General features: G+C 32.3%; 17 protein-coding genes. 7 read left to right on the top strand and 10 right to left on the bottom strand.

Translation table 11 applies throughout. The annotated features are described in order from the left end of the window. Window positions 1–138 precede the first annotated feature (138 nt). A complete protein-coding gene (locus Q0828_RS20970) occupies window positions 139–1,803 on the top strand; it encodes a thioredoxin-like domain-containing protein (protein ID WP_298426099.1) in 1,665 nt (554 codons plus the stop codon). On the opposite strand, the gene Q0828_RS20975 is transcribed toward Q0828_RS20970, so the two are convergent. The 3 genes from Q0828_RS20975 to Q0828_RS20985 form a co-directional block, all read right to left on the bottom strand. Beyond that, window positions 1,793–3,397, bottom strand: coding sequence for an alanine/glycine:cation symporter family protein (locus Q0828_RS20975; RefSeq protein ID WP_298426102.1), 1,605 nt, complete (start codon window positions 3,395–3,397; stop codon window positions 1,793–1,795). The two genes, Q0828_RS20970 and Q0828_RS20975, sit on opposite strands and share 11 nt — an antisense overlap. Window positions 3,398–3,541: 144 nt before the next feature. Beyond that, a complete protein-coding gene (locus tag Q0828_RS20980) occupies window positions 3,542–3,979 on the bottom strand; it encodes a hypothetical protein (protein WP_298426105.1) in 438 nt (145 codons plus the stop codon). A 38-nt stretch (window positions 3,980–4,017) separates the two neighbouring features. Next, window positions 4,018–5,151 (bottom strand): hypothetical protein, encoded by a 1,134-nt coding sequence (locus Q0828_RS20985; RefSeq protein WP_298426108.1) that lies wholly within the window; start codon window positions 5,149–5,151, stop codon window positions 4,018–4,020. A 106-nt stretch (window positions 5,152–5,257) separates the two neighbouring features. Between Q0828_RS20985 and Q0828_RS20990 the strand changes: the two genes are divergently transcribed. Continuing rightward, entirely contained in the window at window positions 5,258–5,977 is a 720-nt protein-coding gene (locus Q0828_RS20990; RefSeq protein WP_298426111.1) for a hypothetical protein, read from the top strand. An 89-nt stretch (window positions 5,978–6,066) separates the two neighbouring features. Here the strand turns inward: Q0828_RS20990 and Q0828_RS20995 are convergent, their stop codons facing one another. Beyond that, complete coding sequence (locus Q0828_RS20995; RefSeq protein WP_298426114.1) at window positions 6,067–6,315, bottom strand: hypothetical protein; 249 nt, start codon at window positions 6,313–6,315, stop codon at window positions 6,067–6,069. Between the two features lie 283 nt (window positions 6,316–6,598). Here Q0828_RS20995 and Q0828_RS21000 point away from each other — a divergent pair, with 283 nt between their 5' ends. Both Q0828_RS21000 and Q0828_RS21005 read left to right on the top strand, forming a co-directional pair. Further along, a complete protein-coding gene (locus Q0828_RS21000; RefSeq protein WP_298426117.1) occupies window positions 6,599–7,708 on the top strand; it encodes a helix-turn-helix domain-containing protein in 1,110 nt (369 codons plus the stop codon). Between the two features lie 163 nt (window positions 7,709–7,871). Beyond that, window positions 7,872–8,498 carry a chromophore lyase CpcT/CpeT gene (locus Q0828_RS21005; RefSeq protein WP_298426120.1) on the top strand — a complete coding sequence of 209 codons (627 nt, stop codon included), beginning with the start codon at window positions 7,872–7,874 and terminating at the stop codon, window positions 8,496–8,498. Window positions 8,499–8,565: 67 nt separating this feature from the next. Here Q0828_RS21005 and Q0828_RS21010 read toward each other — a convergent pair whose 3' ends face one another. The 6 genes from Q0828_RS21010 to Q0828_RS21035 all read right to left on the bottom strand — a co-directional run bounded on the left by Q0828_RS21010 (window position 8,566) and on the right by Q0828_RS21035 (window position 17,277). Further along, a complete protein-coding gene (locus Q0828_RS21010) occupies window positions 8,566–8,745 on the bottom strand; it encodes a hypothetical protein (protein WP_298426123.1) in 180 nt (59 codons plus the stop codon). A gap of 56 nt (window positions 8,746–8,801) precedes the next feature. Continuing rightward, window positions 8,802–8,948 (bottom strand): hypothetical protein, encoded by a 147-nt coding sequence (locus Q0828_RS21015; RefSeq protein ID WP_298426126.1) that lies wholly within the window; start codon window positions 8,946–8,948, stop codon window positions 8,802–8,804. 184 nt (window positions 8,949–9,132) lie between these two features. Beyond that, on the bottom strand, window positions 9,133–12,195 hold the full coding sequence (locus Q0828_RS21020; RefSeq protein WP_298426130.1) for a T9SS type A sorting domain-containing protein: 3,063 nt from the start codon (window positions 12,193–12,195) through the stop codon (window positions 9,133–9,135). 124 nt (window positions 12,196–12,319) lie between these two features. Next, window positions 12,320–15,760 carry a methylmalonyl-CoA mutase family protein gene (locus Q0828_RS21025; RefSeq protein WP_298426133.1) on the bottom strand — a complete coding sequence of 1,147 codons (3,441 nt, stop codon included), beginning with the start codon at window positions 15,758–15,760 and terminating at the stop codon, window positions 12,320–12,322. Between the two features lie 98 nt (window positions 15,761–15,858). Continuing rightward, window positions 15,859–16,800 carry an MBL fold metallo-hydrolase gene (locus tag Q0828_RS21030; RefSeq protein ID WP_298426136.1) on the bottom strand — a complete coding sequence of 314 codons (942 nt, stop codon included), beginning with the start codon at window positions 16,798–16,800 and terminating at the stop codon, window positions 15,859–15,861. A 30-nt stretch (window positions 16,801–16,830) separates the two neighbouring features. Continuing rightward, window positions 16,831–17,277: a hypothetical protein gene (locus Q0828_RS21035; RefSeq protein WP_298426138.1), complete on the bottom strand. Its 447-nt coding sequence runs from the start codon at window positions 17,275–17,277 to the stop codon at window positions 16,831–16,833. Window positions 17,278–17,453: 176 nt separating this feature from the next. Between Q0828_RS21035 and Q0828_RS21040 the strand changes: the two genes are divergently transcribed. The 3 genes from Q0828_RS21040 (at window position 17,454) to Q0828_RS21050 (ending at window position 19,742) form a co-directional block, all read left to right on the top strand. Next, window positions 17,454–18,158 carry a DUF4197 domain-containing protein gene (locus Q0828_RS21040; RefSeq protein WP_298426141.1) on the top strand — a complete coding sequence of 235 codons (705 nt, stop codon included), beginning with the start codon at window positions 17,454–17,456 and terminating at the stop codon, window positions 18,156–18,158. Window positions 18,159–18,274: 116 nt separating this feature from the next. After that, complete coding sequence (locus Q0828_RS21045; protein ID WP_298426143.1) at window positions 18,275–19,249, top strand: hypothetical protein; 975 nt, start codon at window positions 18,275–18,277, stop codon at window positions 19,247–19,249. 13 nt (window positions 19,250–19,262) lie between these two features. After that, window positions 19,263–19,742 carry a DUF5763 domain-containing protein gene (locus tag Q0828_RS21050; RefSeq protein WP_298426146.1) on the top strand — a complete coding sequence of 160 codons (480 nt, stop codon included), beginning with the start codon at window positions 19,263–19,265 and terminating at the stop codon, window positions 19,740–19,742. Window positions 19,743–19,755 lie beyond the last annotated feature (13 nt).

The following is a 19,755-nucleotide window of genomic DNA, read 5'->3' on the forward strand; positions in this document are numbered from 1 at the left end:
TATTTTATAAAAAGAGTAGTTCTATGCAATTACTCTTTTTGTAAAATACTAATGTACAACAACATACACTTACGGTTAACCGTAATGATTATATAAATTAATATCTTACTTTCACGAAAGTTTTTAACTACAGACCTCATGTTAAAAAAGTTTATCATTCCTGCTATTCTGATAGTAGCAGCCTATTTTATGTTATCCAATACATTTTCATTTGATCCAAAAGATGTTGGTTCTTCAACGTTTGGTATTTCAAACTCGTCAAAAATTCAGATCCAATCCAATTCTCTTGAAAATAAAGAAACGCTCTTTGAAAAAAAGTTGGGTTCCGATTCAGAAAACAGCCTTACGAATACTATTGTTATTCAAGGAAAATCTGATGATTCTACTTTCGTAAAATATTTGAACCCTATAAATAATACATACCTATTTGGTAAAAAGCATTTGGATTCTGATAGAAAAGTATCAAATAGTTTATTAAAACTCGATCTTTATAATATAAATCAACCTTTATTAATGGAGTTTTCTACTAGTGATAGTAAAAAGAATTTTTATAGAGCTTATATATTTGTTTCGCCAAATGATACAATAAATTTTGAATTTAAAAATGAAGAGCTTGTTTTTACAGGTAAAAACGCTGCACAGAATAATTTTTACACTGAATTAGAGAAAAACACCAATCAATACGCAATGTCTCCCTACAAAGGAGACATTTTTATTTACAAAGAAAAAATAAAATCTATATTCAAAGAGAAAAAGAGATTTTTTAAAAAATATACCTCTTTAAATGATGTTTCTGCTAAATTTATTTCTACTGTAACAAAACATCTTGAATTTGAATATTTAAATAATTTAATTAATCCCCGAAATGTAAAAGCAACTACTCTTGATATATATTTTAACGAACCTGACGTCTTACTCAATTTAGTACAACAAGAGTCTGTTAAAAAAGATATGTTATTTAACTTGACTAATTATTTTGACAATATTTCTATAGATAAATTTAAAGACTCTACTGCATTAAGAAATAGCCATTTTTTTAAAAATAATATCAATGCCTTTATTCGCAATTATTTCAATTCCTCAGACTATCCAGCATATTCTAAAGAAACAATGATTGAAGAAGAAGCTTTCATAGTTCAAAATTTTGAAGGAGATATAAGAAATTATGCCATTGGACGCATGATTTGGGATTATTATAATAAAGGATTTGCGTATAGTTCTGAAAATATAAAATTCATGGTTTCAATGATTGATAAATATGCTGAAACTTTCAAAAAGGACTCATATAAAGAGAAAATGAAAGATATTAAAAAAGATATTTTAACTTATGATTTTAAGCTATCTGAATCTGCTTTGAATGCTAAAATGGTGAATCATTTAGGAGATACATTAACATTACAAGATATTTTTAATCGTTCCAAAAAACGTATAAAAGTAGTTGATTTTTGGGCGAGTTGGTGTTCTCCATGTGTGAAACAAATTCAAGAAAGTAAACCATTTAAAGATCGTCTTTCGGTTGAAAATAATGTAGAATGGATTTACCTTTCTATTGATACAGATCGTGAAAAATGGTTAAAAAAAGGCAACGATTTAAGCAATTATTTACATTTTAGAAATTCTTATTTATTGGTAAAAGGTAAAAGGTCTCCGCTTGCAAAAGCATTAAATGTACATCAGATTCCACGATATGTAGTGTTTGACAAACAACATAGGGTTATGGTAAATAGTGCGCCAAGTCCGTCCGATGAAACCGTTTTTGAACGTATTATTGATCATACGCAAATAGCTGCTCCTATTCAGTAGTTTCTTTTTTGTTTTTAATTGCATTTTTATAACGAATCAACTCTTCTTTTACTTTCGGTGCCAATATGAACAATCCGATCATGTTTGGAACCAACATTGAAAATACCATTGCATCAGCAAAGTCTACAACAGCTTGTAAACTTGCAGCTGCACCAATAACAACAAATATGCAAAAGATAATTTTGTAAATGTACGCTGCCTTTTTACTTCTTCCAAAAAGATACGACCATGCTTGATGTCCGTAATATGACCATGAAATCATAGAAGAAAATGCAAATAGTATTACAGCTACTGTTAAGACATATGGAAACCATGAAATTCCGCTTTCTAAAGCATTTGATGTTAACACAGCACCTTGTTCATAAGATACTTCTGTTCCTGGACTAATTTGTCCTGTTATGATTAACACCAATGCTGTCATGGTACAAACTACAACTGTATCAATGAATGGTTCCAATAAAGCAACTAAACCTTCACTGGCAGCGTATTTTGTTTTTACTGCCGAATGCGCAATGGAAGACGAGCCAATTCCTGCTTCGTTAGAAAAAGCTGCACGTTTGAATCCTTGAATCATTACGCCAATGAATCCACCTGCAACACCTTCGTAACTGAATGCGCCTGAAAATATTTCTCCAAATGCCGCTGGAATACTTTGGTAGTTAATTCCTAAGATAACTATAATTGCAAAAACGTATAGCGCAACCATCATAGGAACAACTTTATCAGTGACTTTTGCTATTTTTTTGATACCACCAATAATTACAATTCCTACACAGATTGCCATGATGATTCCAAATACCCAACCTTTTCCGTGTAAAATACTTTCTTCTCCTCCGGTTACATATTCAAATAATTGAAATGCCTGATTTACCTGAAACATGTTTCCTCCTCCAAACGAACCACCAATACACATAATTGCAAATACAACTGCTAATACTTTACCTAAACGTTGTAGCCCTTTTTCTGCTAATCCTTTTCGTAAATAATACATTGGGCCACCATACACAACACCATTTTCATCTACTTCTCTGTATTTTACGCCAAGTGTACATTCTACAAATTTGGAAGCCATTCCCAAAAATCCAACAAGAATCATCCAAAATGTTGCACCTGGTCCACCAATAGATAATGCAATGGCTACTCCGGCAATATTTCCCAATCCGACAGTAGCAGACAAAGCTGCTGTTAGTGCCTGAAAGTGTGAAACTTCACCTTCGCTTCCTTCAACTCTAATCGTATCTGGTTGATCATCATTTTCAGTTGTAGAAACTGACTCAGAAACTTCTATTTTGTGATTTTCTTCTAAATCATCATATTTTCCTTTAACAACATTAATTGCCGTAAAAAATCCTCTAATATTAATAAACTTAAAATAACCTGTGAAGTAACTTGCACCAATAATCAGCACGATTAAAACCCATGGAATTCCTACTTCATTGGTAACTGGTATTTCTGCAAAAATGGCATCGGTAAACCAACTTGTTGCATTTTTGAAATTTTCATTAATACGCGTATCTAATGTTGATGGTTCCTGTTGCGCATAACTAATGATTGGAAGTAAAAAAGTTAGACTTACTAATCGTACTGATTTCATCTGTTCGTGTTTTTGATTACTTCACGAAGATGAAATTTAAAAGTGTTTCAGAAAAGGTTACGCATTACTGTTTCTAGTGTTTTCAATAGTTAAGCATATGCTTAAGTATACTATTTAGATAAGTAAATACAATACTTGGACAGCTTATATCAATAAGTCTTTAATGGCTTGACCTTTAAAAACAGCACCAAAATATCCACCATCTTCCGATTCGTAAGAAAGCTCATGAGTAATACCATCATCTTGAAAAAAGCCAATGTATTTCAATCTGAAATCTGTTATTTTCAGGTCTTGTATTTTTTTCATATCTGAAGGTATTCCTGAAAGTAGTTCAACAATTTGAATCTTAATACTTTCTTCGTCTTTTAGTATTGACTGAGCAGTTTCTAGTTGGCTTTGAAATGGTCCTTTTGCATTTCCTAATAACATTAGAATTAATTCAGAGTTTTGTGTGGTAAATTCGATTTCTCCAGTCCAAATAATTTCTTTTGAACTGTTATTTCTGACACGTGCTTTAAATGTACCTAGTTGTGTGTTTACTGTTACTTTTTTCCCAAATAATAAGTTTCCTAATCCGAACATTACGGCATTGTATATTTTTTGAAGTTAATTTTGTTGGCTTATGCACATTCAATCGTTGCAAACTTCAACAAGTCATTTTCTATAGCGTACGAAATTAGTTGTTCTTTTCCTCCTGAACCACTTATTTTAAGTATTTTCTTGATTTGATAAATATGTGCCTGAAAACCATCAACACTGATATGCATAGCTTCTGCAATTTCTGTGTATGATTTTTTAGCGCCACAAACACCTAGGTTTGCCAATACTTCTTTTTGGCGATCTGATAATTCTGTTTTGGAAGCTTCTTTTAGTTTGGTGATTTTTTTCTTATTTCTATTTAGCTTTTTTGTCAACGATTGAATCGTATCTATATGACTTTCATTCGCTATTTTTAGCTTCTCATTTTCAGACTGTAGCGTATTACGTTCTGTTTCAAGTAACATAAATTCGGAATGCTGCTGTTCTTTCTCTGAAAGGAATTTCCAACTGTATAAAAGAATTGAGAATAGTAAGATGAAAATAAATTTGAACGAAATCGCCGCGATAATTCCGATCAAACTCCAGTTTGATAAACTTATATATTCATTAACCATTTCATGCGGAATGATTCGGTGAGAAACTGCAATAATTATTAATATAAATAATGAAAAACACGGTAAATACATGAATTTCATGTTTCTACTCGTAAATGCTTTGTTTAATTCATATAGCAATGATAAGGCAACTACTAATGAAATTGGAATATCTATCAACCAAATGAAACTGTTGTTAATGTCTTGATTATTAAATGAAGTAGCAATAAACACAAAAGCAATCATGCTAAAAATTCCACAGAATAACATAATAAATTCTTTGACAGAAAAACGCTGTACAATACGTACAATCATATTTCGTTCTTTTTGATGTTCTATAGAAGGCAATGATAGTAAAATGAATAACGAATTGATTAAAGAAATACACACACTCCAATAAACCAACCATTTAGAGTTTTTAGGAAATTCCGAGTAATTTTCTAAGATTAAAGTAATTAAAGCTCCTATTCCCCAAGAAAAAATTGCCAAACCAAACCATTTTATACCACTAATAGTATTCATGTTTTGCTGCTTTTGTTCCTTGTCATAAATTCGTTGAATCACAAAAGCAGTTACCAAACAAACAATGGCTGTAACTGTAGATTCTATGTGTGGGTACATGCGGTTTTAATTGATTGATGTTTTAAAGGTAAGTATTTTTGTGTAATTTTTGATGCAATTATGAACTCTCTAGTTCTTTCTGAAATTTGTATTGTATTTTTGTACGATGTCTGACGAAAATCTTCCCATATCAACTAATTTGGAAACCATTGATTTGCAACTACAGTTAGAACAGTTGCAAAAAGAGTTTGCTATTGCTGATCAAAAAGTACGTGAATTTGAAATCCTTTTGTATAAACATTTAGGAGACGATATTATTGAAGTACAAGAATTGACATCGGTATATAAAGAATTAAAACGTACCAAGAAACAGAAACGTCAGTTACAAAAGCAACGCGGGAAGAATTATGTAGCGCCAAAAGGGTTAAAAGTAACTGAAGATACTTTGCATACAAAAATTGTAACAGATGATTTACAAGAACGAAAACGTTTGTATAGAGAAGCCATGTTTCATGTACATCCTGATAAATTTTCTATAAATTCAATAGAAATTGATTTAGCTACAGAAGTTACAACAAAACTGATTCAAATTTATAAAGAAGGTGACTTAAAAGCATTGCAAGCATATCATGCGCACATTTTTAGTGATGTATCTTTTTCAGAACTTACTAAAACAGCTAACGTTCAAATTCAAACGAATCCGCAAACATATATTTTAGCAGAAATTGAAACTACCAAAGAACAATTAAATCAACTAAAAAACAAGTCAACTTATATAGTTCTAATGACCTACGAAAATCCGTATACGTTTATTGACGAATTGAAATTGTATTATAAAGACAAGCTTGCCAAACTTCGAAAGCGTACTAGAAAAGCATTCAAATAAAGAAATCATCTTTTTTTCATGATTTAAGATACAACATAAAAAGGAACGCTTTAAAACGTTCCTTTTACTTTTATAATTCTATTACTTTTTTAACAGAAAGGATGTGTTTCACAACCTTCTGTAAATATTTCAAGACAACGAACACAAGCACTTATACCTGTTGGCTCTAAACAGCCAGGATTTCTGGACTCACATTCTTCTTTTGATTCACATCTTGTAAAATTGTCTGAATATTCACAAAGATTTGTTTCAAATCCTCCTTTAATAGATGTACTGTAATCTAATTTTGAAATTGTTTTTTTACTTAATGATAAGATTTTCATTTTTTGCTTTTTCATAAAAATATAGTTTTAATTAATAATGAAACTAACTTAAAAAATGATTTATAAGAAAAGGTATGTTTACACACATACATGTATGATTGTTCACTTTAGTACATTATTAAAATACAGGAAAAAGATATCTATTTAAAAAAGTTAATTATAATTTTTAAGATATTACTTACAATTAAACTTATAATATCATGTTAAAAATCACTCATTTTGCTTTTCTATTGGTACTAATGTACCCAAACGTACGATTAGCAATAAATTCTAAGTACCTTTAATAGAAAAAAAATTGATGTTATTTTCTTTCTTAGACCTAGTACTATTCACTGGAATTGTTCAAGGAATATTCCTTATTTTTTCTTTACAGTTTATTTTTCGAAAAAACCGAGTCGCCAATAGAATACTAACTGTTATTATTGGATTAGCCACTTTTATTTTTGCAGGTAAAATGGCGCTTTTTCAAATCACAGTTGAATGGATTTGGCGTCCTGCATTACTTTCCGATTGTTCTATTTATTTATTTGGACCATTATTGTATATGTATTTTAGAGCGTTGGTTTTTAAAGAGAGTCCTAAAAACATATTAACTTTTAAACACTGCATTCCTTCATTATTATTGTTTCTTTTTTTCTGTTGGACATTAACATTAACTATGGAAGAGTATACAATGATGACTTATTCAATAGGCATGCAAATCACCTATTTAATAATGGAACTTACGGGTTTAATTTCATTAATAGTATACACTACATTATCTTATAAAATAATGCAGAAAATTAAGAAATCTGAAAAGTATTTTTCTGTTTATGAAAGTAAAATAACTCGTTACATGCAATTTATTTTAATAGGATTCTGTATTATTATTTTATTTTGGGCATTTGGAATTTTTAGAACATACATTATGCATAGTTATGATTCATATATTATTTATAAACTTGTTTGGATTAGTATGTCTACTTTTCTTTTTATTGTAGGATATTTTAGCTTTACGCAACCTGAAGTTATTCGGCTTCCTGTTGAAAAAATGAGCTCTAAAAAAGATAGATTAAACAAAAAAGAAATTGAGGAGATTACCAACAAATTACAATTTCTAATAGCAGAAAAACAAATTTATATGCGTTCTGATTTGAGTTTAAAAATACTTGCTAAGAAAGTAGATACATCTGCAAATAATCTTTCCTGGTTGCTAAATTCAGTGTATGGAAAAACCTTTTATGAATTTATTAATGAATATAGAGTAAAAGCTTTTTTAGAAAAAGTAAAAGAAGGTGAGCATAAGAAACAAACGATTTTAGGAATTGCGATGGATGCTGGTTTTAATTCGAAATCTACATTTAACAAATCGTTCAAAATGATGATGAATGATACACCTTCACGATATATTGAGAAGAATTTTTCTTAATATTATCTTGAATTCCCCATTGATTTTGTACTTTGATTTAAAGTTACAGAATTCATTAAGAGTATTATATGTACTTAAATTTGAAAAACGAAATGTATTTTTTACATTTATATAAATCTCTATTACTTCATCAGTTTTAACCTTTTTTAATAAAACCCGACTTATGAAAAAATTATACAATATTGCCTATATATTATTTATTTGCACTGTAATTTCTAGTTGTTCGAGTAGTAAAGTAACTTCTGATCAGAATGAACTGAGCGCATTACAAACGCTTATGACAGGTTCTTTTGACAGTAGTGAGCAAGCAGCGAACGACGAAAGTTATTATAGTATTTCATTGCATATGTATCCTATTTGGAAATCAAAAGATGGATATTGGTTGTATGTAGAACAAGCGCTTAGTACGAATCAATTAAAACCGTATCGTCAACGTGTATATCAGTTAGAAAAACTAGAAGACGGTTCGTTTTCAAGTAAAGTATATACATTAGCAAACCCTAAAGATTTCATTGGAAAATGGAAAACTCCTGCATTCTTTGATCAATTTGATCTTTCTTTGTTAAAAGAGCGTGAAGGTTGTGCCGTTATTTTAAAGAAAGAAGGAAATATGTATACAGGAAGTACGAATGAAAAAGATTGTAAAAGCACGATGCGTGGCGCAAGTTATGCAACTTCAGAAGTAACGATAAAAGCAAATGTAATTGAAAGTTGGGATCGTGGTTTTGATTCTAACGACGAGCATGTTTGGGGAGCTGAGAAAGCTGGATACGTTTTTAAACGCTTATAATAATTTCCTTTGTAAAATAAAAAATCCGTTGATTTTAATCAACGGATTTTTTATATCTATGCTTCATTTATTCTGCTGCTCTTGAAGGACAAATAAAGAACATTGTAAATGGGCAAGCGTCTCCTAAACAGGTTTGTGGCCAAGCTAATGGTGCATCATGTGCATCTTGCATTCCACCTTTAATATTTTCTAATTTAGATATTTGAGCTTTTTTAAATATTAGTTTTTTCAAAGTTTGTTTTTTCATGATTGGTATTTTTTAAAATTAATTTATAGTAGTTTTTTATTGTAAAATTGGAATAATTACATTCTTGCTGGACAAATAAGAAACAATGTATTTGCACAGATAAGTCCGATACATGTTTGTGCATGCACTCCACCTTTTACGTTTTCTAATTTAGAAATTTGTGCTTTCTTTAATGCCAGTTTTTTTAATGTTTGTTTTTTCATAAGTATAGTTTTAAAGATTATTTAATTTTCATTTGATGATGTAAAATAATCTCAAAAAAATAGTCTTTACAAGAAACGTATATCTGTATTTATAAATTCGTATTGATAATTTTTAGCATTAAAAAAGTGCCACATGAAGCATATAACTTCCTGTGACACTTTCGCTTAGTATCAGATTACCAAATTATTTTAAAACAATTCGCCTTATTGTTTTGTTGTTGTTGTGTAAAACTCTCATGAAGTATAATCCTGCTTGATAGTTTGTTAAATTAAGCGATTGATCGTTTTCATTTAATTGATTAAATGTAGTCTGATAAATAACTCTTCCAGTCATGTCAAATATGTCTATATGCACATTTGTTAGGTTTGAATTTGATTTTATGTTTACAATTCCGTCCGTTATTGTTGGTGAAATCATTATTCCTAATGTATTGTTTTCGTTTGTTGGAACACTTAATGTTCCACTTAGGTTGGTTGATGTTGGATAGAATACTGAGAAGGAATTTGTAGTGAATTGAATGTAATAATCATTCAGATATGAAGTTCCTCCCGAGTTGATAAAATCGCCTCCTGAAACATATCCAGCCGTACACGTATTTCCGTTAACTTTCATTAATTCTAAACCATTGATTGTTGTTAGATTGTCATCTGCAAGAATTAAATCATCAACCTCATCACCTAACATATACAAACGTACATTCACGTTACTTGAAGGTGCATTTGTTGTACTGATAGAGACTTCTCTCCGTGAATACGGTTGCCCTGAGAAGTCTCGTGTATCAGCATTGTCAATGAATAATGTTGTTGTTATTGTGCCTAAATTGTTTCCGTTTGCGTTTATCGCTGCTACAATGTTTCCGCCAACATTTAAGATTGGAACCCATTCGTTCGTATTTGCTTGTGCATTTGATATTTCTACAGTCGGAATATTTTCACATATTCCTGCTGTTCCTGTTGCTACAATTGGCGCACCTTCTAGACAGAAAGTGACTTCTGAAAAATTTGAATCTATTCTAGAAACTTGCAAGTAATAGATGTTTCCAAATACAACTGGAATAACACCATCGTTAGTAATACAGGCAACTTCTGTTCCGCCACAAGCGTCATATACTGCAAAGTTGTTAAAAACAGAATTACTCGTAAGTGAAATGTTTCCTGTCAATGGTGCTTCAAACGTGTACCAAGCGTCCAACCAGTCTTGTGTAGCATTCTGGCAACTTCCTACCGTAGTTGCAAAACTCGTTGACCCGCGTAACTCTAGCGTCACGTTTTCTGTGCTACATTCGCCAATTGCCGCTACTTGAATCATTTCTGCGGAAGCGCAATCATCATTAGCAATTGTTTCATATGCTGTGATGATAAAACTATCTGCATCGGCAAAATCACTTGTACTTACTACCCGAAGTGTATATGTACCTGCGGTGAGTCCTGTAATTATTTTTTCGCTATAAAAACAATCTATTTCCGTTGGAATGTCTCCACAACTATCATATAAGGTGAAGCCGTCAGCAAAGTTGACACCCGTAATTGTGAGATTTCCATTGACTGGCATATTGAATTCATACCATACATCAAGATTTTCTAACGTTCCGTTATCACAACTACTTGTAAGACTTTGTGTGGCAGCAGCATTGTTATAATTGATTGTTGTTGGTGTTGTAATATCATTCATAATTACAGTTGCGTTTGCACATTGGTCATTTGCTATCGTTTCAAACGCTTGAATTATAAAACTATCATCTCCTGCAAAACTGGCTGTACTTACCACACGTAGTATGTATGTTCCTGCTGCTAAGTTGTATGTGAAATTGTCATTGTAAAAGCAATCGAGTTCAGTAGGAACGCTTCCACAATTATCATACAGTGTAAAACCATCTGCAAAGTTTACTCCTGAAATTCTAAGGTTTCCAGTAACTGGCATTGTAAATTGATACCAAATGTCTAAATAATCTTCTGTTGTACTTGTATCACAACTACTTTCTAAACTTTGTGTTGCGTTGGCGTTATTGAAATTGATGGTTGTTGCCGTTGTTATATCATCCATGATGACTTCGGCATTAGCACATTCATCATTAGCTACAGTTTCAAAAGCCTGAATAACAAAGCTGTCAGTTCCTGCATTGCTGTCTGTACTTGTTACGCGAAGTGTATATGTTCCTGCTGTTAAACCAAATGTAAAATTATCATCGTAAAAACAATCCAATTCTGTGGGAACGCTTCCGCAATTGTCATATAGTGTAAAACCATCTGCGAAATTTACTCCTGAGATTCGTAAATTTCCGTTTACTGGCATCGTGAATTGATACCATAAATCAAGATAATCATTACTACCTGTATCACAACTACTTACTAAGCTTTCCGTTGCTGCTGCATTGTTAAAATTAATCGTTCTTGCAGTTGTAATATCATCCATGATGACTTCGGCATTAGCGCATTCATCATTGGCAGCCGTTTCAAATGCTTGAATTCGAAAACTATCGGTTCCTGCATTAGTATCTGTACTTACAGCACGTAATATATACGTTCCTGCTGCAAGATTATATGTAAAATGGTCATCATAGAAACAATCCAATTCTGTAGGAACACTTCCGCAATTGTCATATAATGTAAATCCGTCTGAGAAATTCACTCCAGTAATTCGCAAATTCCCTGTTACTGGCATTGTGAATTCATACCATAAATCAAGATATTCATCGCTACTTGTATCACAACTACTTACTAAACTTTGAGTAGCTTCGGCGTTGTTAAAGAAAATGGTTCTTAAGGTTGTAATATCATCTGTGATGACTTCGGCATTTACACATTCGTCATTTGCAGCTGCTTCAAATGCTTGAATCATAAAACTATCGACTCCTGCATTTGATGTAGTACTTACGGCTCTTAGTTTATAGGTTGATCCATTTGTAAGCCCATAAAAAAATCCGTCATCGTAAAAACAATCTATTTCTGAACCTCCGCATGTAGTGTATAATGAGAATCCGTCTGCAAAATTCACACTTGTAATTCGAATGTTTCCGTTGACTGGCATGGTAAATTCAAACCAAACATCAGGATACGTGGTTGCGGCTGTATCACAACTACTGAGTAGACTTTGTGTTGCCATTCCATTATCAAAATTTACAGTTGTTGTTCCTGCGGTAGTTATCGTAATAACCTCTGCATCAACACAATCGTTGTTTACTGGCACTTGTGCATAATTTTGATATGTAGTGAAAAAAATCACTAGGAATAGTAGTTTTGCCCTCATGTATTTACCCCTTATTAGTTTTACGGATATGAAAATACTTCCTTTTGAGTAAGCACATAAAAAAAATGTATAAACCGACACGATTTATACATTTTTGGTATGATATACTTTCTGTTTAGATGAACTACATATTTCTTCGATATTGTCCTCCAACTTCAAACAATGAAGCTGTTATTTCACCTAACGAACATACTTTACATACGTCCATTAAAGCTTCAAATATGTTTTCGTTATTCACAGCTTTTAGTTGTAAGTTATGAAGTAACTCTTTTGTATCATGTGCATTGTGAAGGTTTTCTAATATTTTGATTTGATATTGTTTTTCTTCTTCCGTTGCTCGAATGACTTCTTTTGGCACTACCGTTGGCGAACCTTTACTGCTTAAGAATGTGTTTACACCAATAATTGGAAATTGTCCGTTATGTTTCAACGTTTCGTAGTATAAACTTTCTTCTTGAATTTTAGAACGTTGATACATAGTTTCCATTGCTCCTAAAACACCTCCACGTTCTGTGATACGATCAAATTCTAATAAAACAGCTTCTTCTACTAAGTCTGTTAATTCTTCTATGATAAACGAACCTTGAATTGGATTTTCGTTTTTCGCTAATCCTAATTCTTTGTTGATAATCAACTGAATCGCCATTGCTCTACGAACTGATTCTTCCGTTGGTGTTGTAATTGCTTCATCATATGCGTTTGTGTGCAATGAGTTACAGTTGTCATAGATTGCATATAATGCTTGTAACGTGGTACGAATATCGTTGAAGTCAATTTCTTGTGCATGTAAACTACGTCCAGAAGTTTGAATGTGATATTTCAACATTTGCGCTCTCGAGTTTGCCCCGTATTTATGTTTCAAGGCTTTCGCCCAGATTTTACGTGCTACACGTCCAATTACTGCATATTCAGGATCAATTCCATTTGAGAAGAAGAATGATAAGTTTGGACCAAATTTATTGATGTCCATTCCTCTACTTAAATAGTATTCTACGTATGTAAATCCATTAGATAACGTTAATGCTAACTGTGTAATTGGGTTTGCGCCTGCTTCCGCGATATGATATCCAGAAATAGAAACCGAATAGAAGTTACGTACATTATTTTCAATGAAATACTCTTGTACATCTCCCATTAATCGTAATGCAAATTCTGTTGAGAAGATACATGTATTTTGTGCTTGATCTTCTTTTAAGATATCTGCCTGAACTGTTCCGCGTACTTGTGCTATGGTTTTTACTTTGATGTCATTATAGATGTCTGCTGGCAATACTTGATCACCTGTAACTCCTAATAGCATTAAACCTAAACCGTCGTTTCCTTCTGGCAAGTCTCCATTATACTGTGGACGTTCTTTTCCTTTATAAATTTCAGCAATTTTTGCTTCAACTTCTGCTTCAAGCTCATTTTCTTTAATGTAAATTTCACATTGCTGATCAATGGCAGCATTCATAAAGAAACCTAATAACATTGGTGCAGGACCATTTATGGTCATACTTACCGATGTCATTTTATGTGCTAAATCGAAACCAGAGTATAATTTTTTCGCATCATCTAAACAGCAGATAGAAACTCCTGCATTTCCAATTTTACCATAAATATCTGGTCGTAGATCCGGATCGTTTCCGTACAACGTTACACTATCAAACGCCGTAGATAAACGTTTTGCTGGCATTCCTTGACTTACATAATGGAAACGTTTGTTGGTACGTTCTGGTCCGCCTTCCCCTGCAAACATACGTGCTGGATCTTCTCCTGTACGTTTGAAAGGATATAATCCTGACGTATATGGAAATTCTCCTGGAACGTTTTCTTGCAAACACCATTTTAAGATGTCTCCCCAAGCTTGATACTTTGGCAATGCTACTTTTGGTATTTGTAGATGTGATAAAGATTCAGTGTGTGTATTAATTTTGATCTCTTTGTCACGAACTTTAAACGTGTAGATCGGGTTTTTATATTTGTTTACTTTCTCGTTCCAACCGTTGATAATTTCCCAGTTGTATGGATCAAGATTTAGCTTAACGCGATCAAACTCTTTTAGTAATAATTTTACCAAATCGATATCTGCTTCTTCGTCTAATCGTTCTAAAATGATGTTTTCATCTAAACCTGTTTTAGACATAAACTTCATTTCAATTTCGTTCGATTTTACATTCGAGATAGAACCGATGGTTTTGTAGATTCCGTATAGTTTTTGAGCAACTTCAACTTGTGCTTCTGCTTTTTTGTCGTAGGCTCTGTTGTTTTCTGCTATTTCAGATAAGTAACGTGTTCTTGATGGTGGAATTACGAATATTTTTTCGCTCATTTCACCAGAAATTTTAGAAGTCGACTGTAAATCTGCTTCTGTTTTTTCCACTAATTTATCCATTACCGCTTTGTACAAGGTATTCATTCCTGGATCATTGAACTGAGAAGCAATGGTTCCGTATACTGGTAATTGATCTTGTGGAATGTCCCAAAGATTGTTGTTACGCATGTATTGTTTTTTTACATCGCGCAAAGCGTCTAACGAACCTCTTTTGTCAAATTTGTTGATGGCAACTAAATCCGCAAAATCGAGCATGTCAATTTTTTCCAATTGCGTAGCTGCTCCAAATTCTGGTGTCATTACGTATAAAGCGACATCACTGTGTTCCATGATTTCTGTGTCTGATTGTCCAATTCCTGATGTTTCAAGAATAATTAAATCGTACTCAGCTGCTTTTAATACTTGAACCGCTTCATTTACATATTTTGATAAGGCTAAGTTTGATTGACGTGTTGCTAAACTACGCATGTATACTCTTGGCGAGTTAATCGCGTTCATACGAATACGATCTCCTAGTAAAGCACCACCAGTTTTACGTTTTGATGGATCAACTGAGATTAATCCGATCGTTTTTTCTGGAAAATCAATTAAAAATCGACGAACCAATTCGTCCACTAAACTTGATTTACCAGCTCCACCAGTTCCTGTAATTCCTAATACTGGTGTTGTTGATGTTTTATTTTTTTCGTGAATTGTATCTAGAGCATCTTTAGCAACTTCTGGAAAGTTTTCTGCTGAAGAAATCACACGTGCAATTGCTTTTGGATTTTTTTCGTGTAATAAGTTTACTTCTCCGTTTAGTGAATCGCCAATAGCATAATCAGATTTTTGTACTAAATCATTAATCATTCCTTGTAATCCCATCTCACGTCCATCATCTGGAGAATAGATACGTGTAATTCCATACTCCATTAAATCTTTAATTTCTTCTGGAAGGATTACACCGCCACCGCCACCAAATATTTTGATGTGTCCAGCGCCTTTTTCTTGTAACAAATCGTACATATATTTAAAGTACTCATTGTGTCCACCTTGATACGAAGTCATTGCAATAGCATTTGCATCTTCTTGAATAGCTGTATTTACAACTTCTTCCACACTTCTATCGTGTCCTAAGTGAATGACCTCAACACCAGTTGACTGAATAATTCGTCGCATGATATTGATAGCGGCATCGTGTCCGTCAAAGAGTGATGCAGCAGTTACGATTCGTACTTTATAGGTTGGTTTGTAGGGTTGCGCTTGTTCCATCTGTAATGAAGTCTATATTTTAGGCGTGCAATTTACGGAATATTCAAAAAAATCGAACATTTTTTAAGAAATATATAAGAAATGAAGGTTTTGAAATTTTAGAGTCCAACACGCATTCCTTCTTCTGCAAATTGGAAACCTTTGTTTTTCAAACTATCTTTTAATGAATTTGATTCTTGCAAAGCAGGATTGGAATGATTGAAGTGAATGAAAATAACTTTATTTTTTGTCGCTTTATCTTCGTTTTCAAACAGTTTTGCAGTTTCTACAATAAACGGATGTGGCACTTCGTTCATGGGTCTTGGAATTTCTCCATTTTTGAAAAATGTAGCGTCCAAAAAAGCATAATCTACTTTTTTGACTTCTTCCACAATATCTTTTTCCCAAAGTTGCCATTTGTTAATGTCTGGAATGAACAACGCTGATTTATGTTTTCCTTTAATTTTATAACCAACCGTTTCTGAGAATTCGTCACGATGTGGTACTAGAAATGGCGTGATTTCGATTCCATTTGTCAAATCTACAGAAGTATTATGCTGTAATTCTTTTAGCTTTATATTTTCTAAAGCAACTAGTTGATTCCAAGGTCCATTTGTTTCTAAGAATGTTTTCATTTTTGGCATTGTATAGACAGGAACTTGTTTTGCTCCCATAGCTTCTCTTCCAAAATACATGAGTCCTGTGTAATGCCCGATATGTGCATGTGTGAGAAATACGCCATCTATTACACTTCCTGTTTCAAGCTGATTGGAAAGGTTTTGAACTTGCTGTGTGATATCAGGTGTAGCATCAAATAACCATTTTTTCTTCGATTCGAGATCTAGTAAACCCAAACAAGAAATCAACTTCTTTTCTACTTTTCCTTCATGATAAAGTTGACAACATGATTTTGTACAATTGATTTGCGGATAGCCAGCATCTTGTGCAGTCCCTAATATTGTAAGGTATTGTGTGTACGTTTTATTATTGGAAACAGCTTTCTTTTCTTGTTGACAATTTATAAAGAAAAGTGGAATAAGGAATAGCCAAACTTTTTTCATCTGCTTAATTTTTAGAAAGATATTACTTTTTTAATATTTTCCAGTTACATGATCATGCATTAGTTTGTAGTAAAAATCACTAAGTCGTTTAGCTTTGTGTTCTTTTTCGATAACTGCTAAGATTTGTTTGTAATATTTTCTGTCTGAATGTCTAAAAATCAGCCAAATATTCAACTTTGTACAATAGATGCGTTCATCACTAATCCAACCATATTTTTTTGTTAGTTTGATTAGTTTTTCTGTGTTTGTATTATCTAGTTTTTTTTGTAATTTTCTAACTGAGTCTTGCACTTTTTGTGGATACGTACTTTTTTTACCGAATGTTTTATCGTCTAAAATTTCTCCACCTCTGTACATTCGATCATTTGTAATCATTTTTTTGAGTGTATTGCACATCTCAGTTTTATTTGTAATGGCTTCTTGCCCAAAACTTTGAAATGCAGTATAGAGTATAATTAAAAATAAGATTTTTTTCATCTATTAGGGATCTATTTGAAGGATAAGATACATTTTTTATTGAGATTAATGATCATTAAATTTCATTTCAAACAAAGGACTTGTTCTAATTATTCGTGTATTTTTGTAATGTCCATTTTGGTTTTAATTAAACCTTTTGTACTTTTTACTGTCTAAAAAATCTTAAATATATACTCATGAAAAAAATCATTATTGCTTTTGTCGGATTGTTGATGTTGAATTCTTGTGCAGAATTGCAGCAAGTTGTAAATCAATTGCCACAGGGCGGCACACTTGGAAACGCTGATATTGCAGCAGGATTACGTCAGGCATTAGATTTTGGAATTGATAAACAAGTACAGAAGCTAACTTTAAAAGATGGTTTTTATGGTAATAATTTGGTAAAGATTTTAATGCCAGCAGAGTTACAGAAAGTAGATAAAGCATTACGTGACATTGGCTTAGGAAGCTTGGCTGATGATGGAATTAAGCTATTAAACAGAGCTGCTGAAGATGCTGTAAAAGAAGCAACTCCTATTTTTGTGAATGCTGTAAAAGATATTACGTTTGCCGACGCAAAGAATATTTTGTTAGGGAATAATGATGCCGCAACTCAGTATTTACAAGGAAAGACAAATACAGCTTTGTATGGCAAGTTTCAGCCTGTCATTCAAAATTCGTTTGCGAAAGTTGGAGCAGATAAAATTTGGACAGATTTAATTAATAAATACAATAAGATTCCTTTTGTAAATAAGGTAAATCCAGACTTAACAGATTATGTTACTACAGAAGCTTTAAAAGGTGTGTATAAAATGATTGCTGTTGAAGAAGCTGAGATTCGCACCAAAGTAGGTTCAAGAACAACTGCTTTGTTACAGAAAGTATTTGCTTTGCAAGATTAGATTCAGTTGACAACTTGTCGGTTGGCAGTTTTCAGTTTAAAATATATACATAACGTCGTGATGAGATTTAAAATGCTTGTTACGACGTTTGTGTTTTTACGGTAAACCGTAAGTTAGTGTTATTTGGTTTAGATAGTTTTGGAAATTATTCTCAAATCAAAACTATGATACTTAAAAACTACATTTTCCTTTTTATTACTTTTATTTCTTTTCAACTAAGTTTATCCCAAGAATATGATGTTACCTATGAAACTATTGAAGTAATTAAAACAAGAAGTATATATTTAAATGGCGGGCTTAGGTCTCAATTCGGAGGGAAATCTAGAATATACATTCCTATTGATTTGCCAAAAAATACTGTTAAATGGTATTATAGCTTTTCTACAAAAAAAGGGAAAAGTGGTATTCAAAATTTAAATCTAGCGCTTCAACTTTCTTCAATGATTCTTGATCCAAGTACTTTAACTTCTCAAGTAACTTCACAACTAAAAATACCTGAGGGGTCTTCATCTGTAGACATCTATCTTACTGACAAAGAAAATATTGATAAATTTATTAGAAAAGAAGATAATGACGGTGCTGTTCTTTACTATTATGAAGAAGGTACAATTAGTAATACTAAATCAGCAATAGTTGAAATTGATGATACAAATTCAGGCACTGTATATTTAGGGTTAAAAAATCCAAGCGCTAGCAGTGGAGTTAATATTAGCATTGAAGTTGTAGCTATTATTGAGAATAGAGTTTTAATAGAAAAATCTGATGGTCAACAAAAAGCTGAGTTATATGGAGACTTAGGTTGGACACAATTTGAAAAAGGAAATTATCAAAAATGTATTGAATATTCTGACAAAGCTAATAATGAATTTGAATTAGGTTGGGTTTTAGCTAATAAAGGTTTAGCACAGTTAATGTTAAATAAAGAATCAGACGCAATGGAAACCTATATTAATGCTATAACATTGATAAAAAAGCAACCACAATCTGATTATGTATTTAGTGAAGTTATAAAGGACATTAATAATGCTTTGAAAATTAAACCAAATTTATCTGGAGCCGAAGAAATAAAACAGTTAATAGAAATACAATAGCTTCAATTAAAAAATGAAAATCTTTGTTGCCATATTCTTATTTCTATTTTCTCTTCAATCTTACTCACAAGACGTTTACAAAACACCTTCAGGAAAACGATATCATTTGAGTACCTGCAGAATGGTAGAAAACGTTTCGAGTAAATTAGTTGGATTGAAAAATATTGAACGCTCTAAATTAACACCTTGCAAAATTTGCAAGCCACCACCAAAACATAAATTACAAAAACGTTTCACTTCTGAAAATAAAGCAGTTGGTACTGCTACTTCGGTTCGCTGTAAAGGGTATACACAAAAAGGAACACGCTGCAAACACAAAACTAAACTTGCGAATGGCTATTGTTATCAACATACCAAACAAAATGGTAGTGTTAAAATTACTCCTAGAAAATCTTCAACTACTTCAACAAGAAGGTGCCTTGGAAAAACAAAATCAGGTAAACAATGTAAACGAAAAGTCAAAAAAGGCAATTATTGTTATCAACATAATTGATGGGTTTTGAGTT

Origin of the sequence: uncultured Kordia sp., from assembly GCF_947496985.1 — a bacterium.
Lineage (GTDB): Bacteria > Bacteroidota > Bacteroidia > Flavobacteriales > Flavobacteriaceae > Kordia.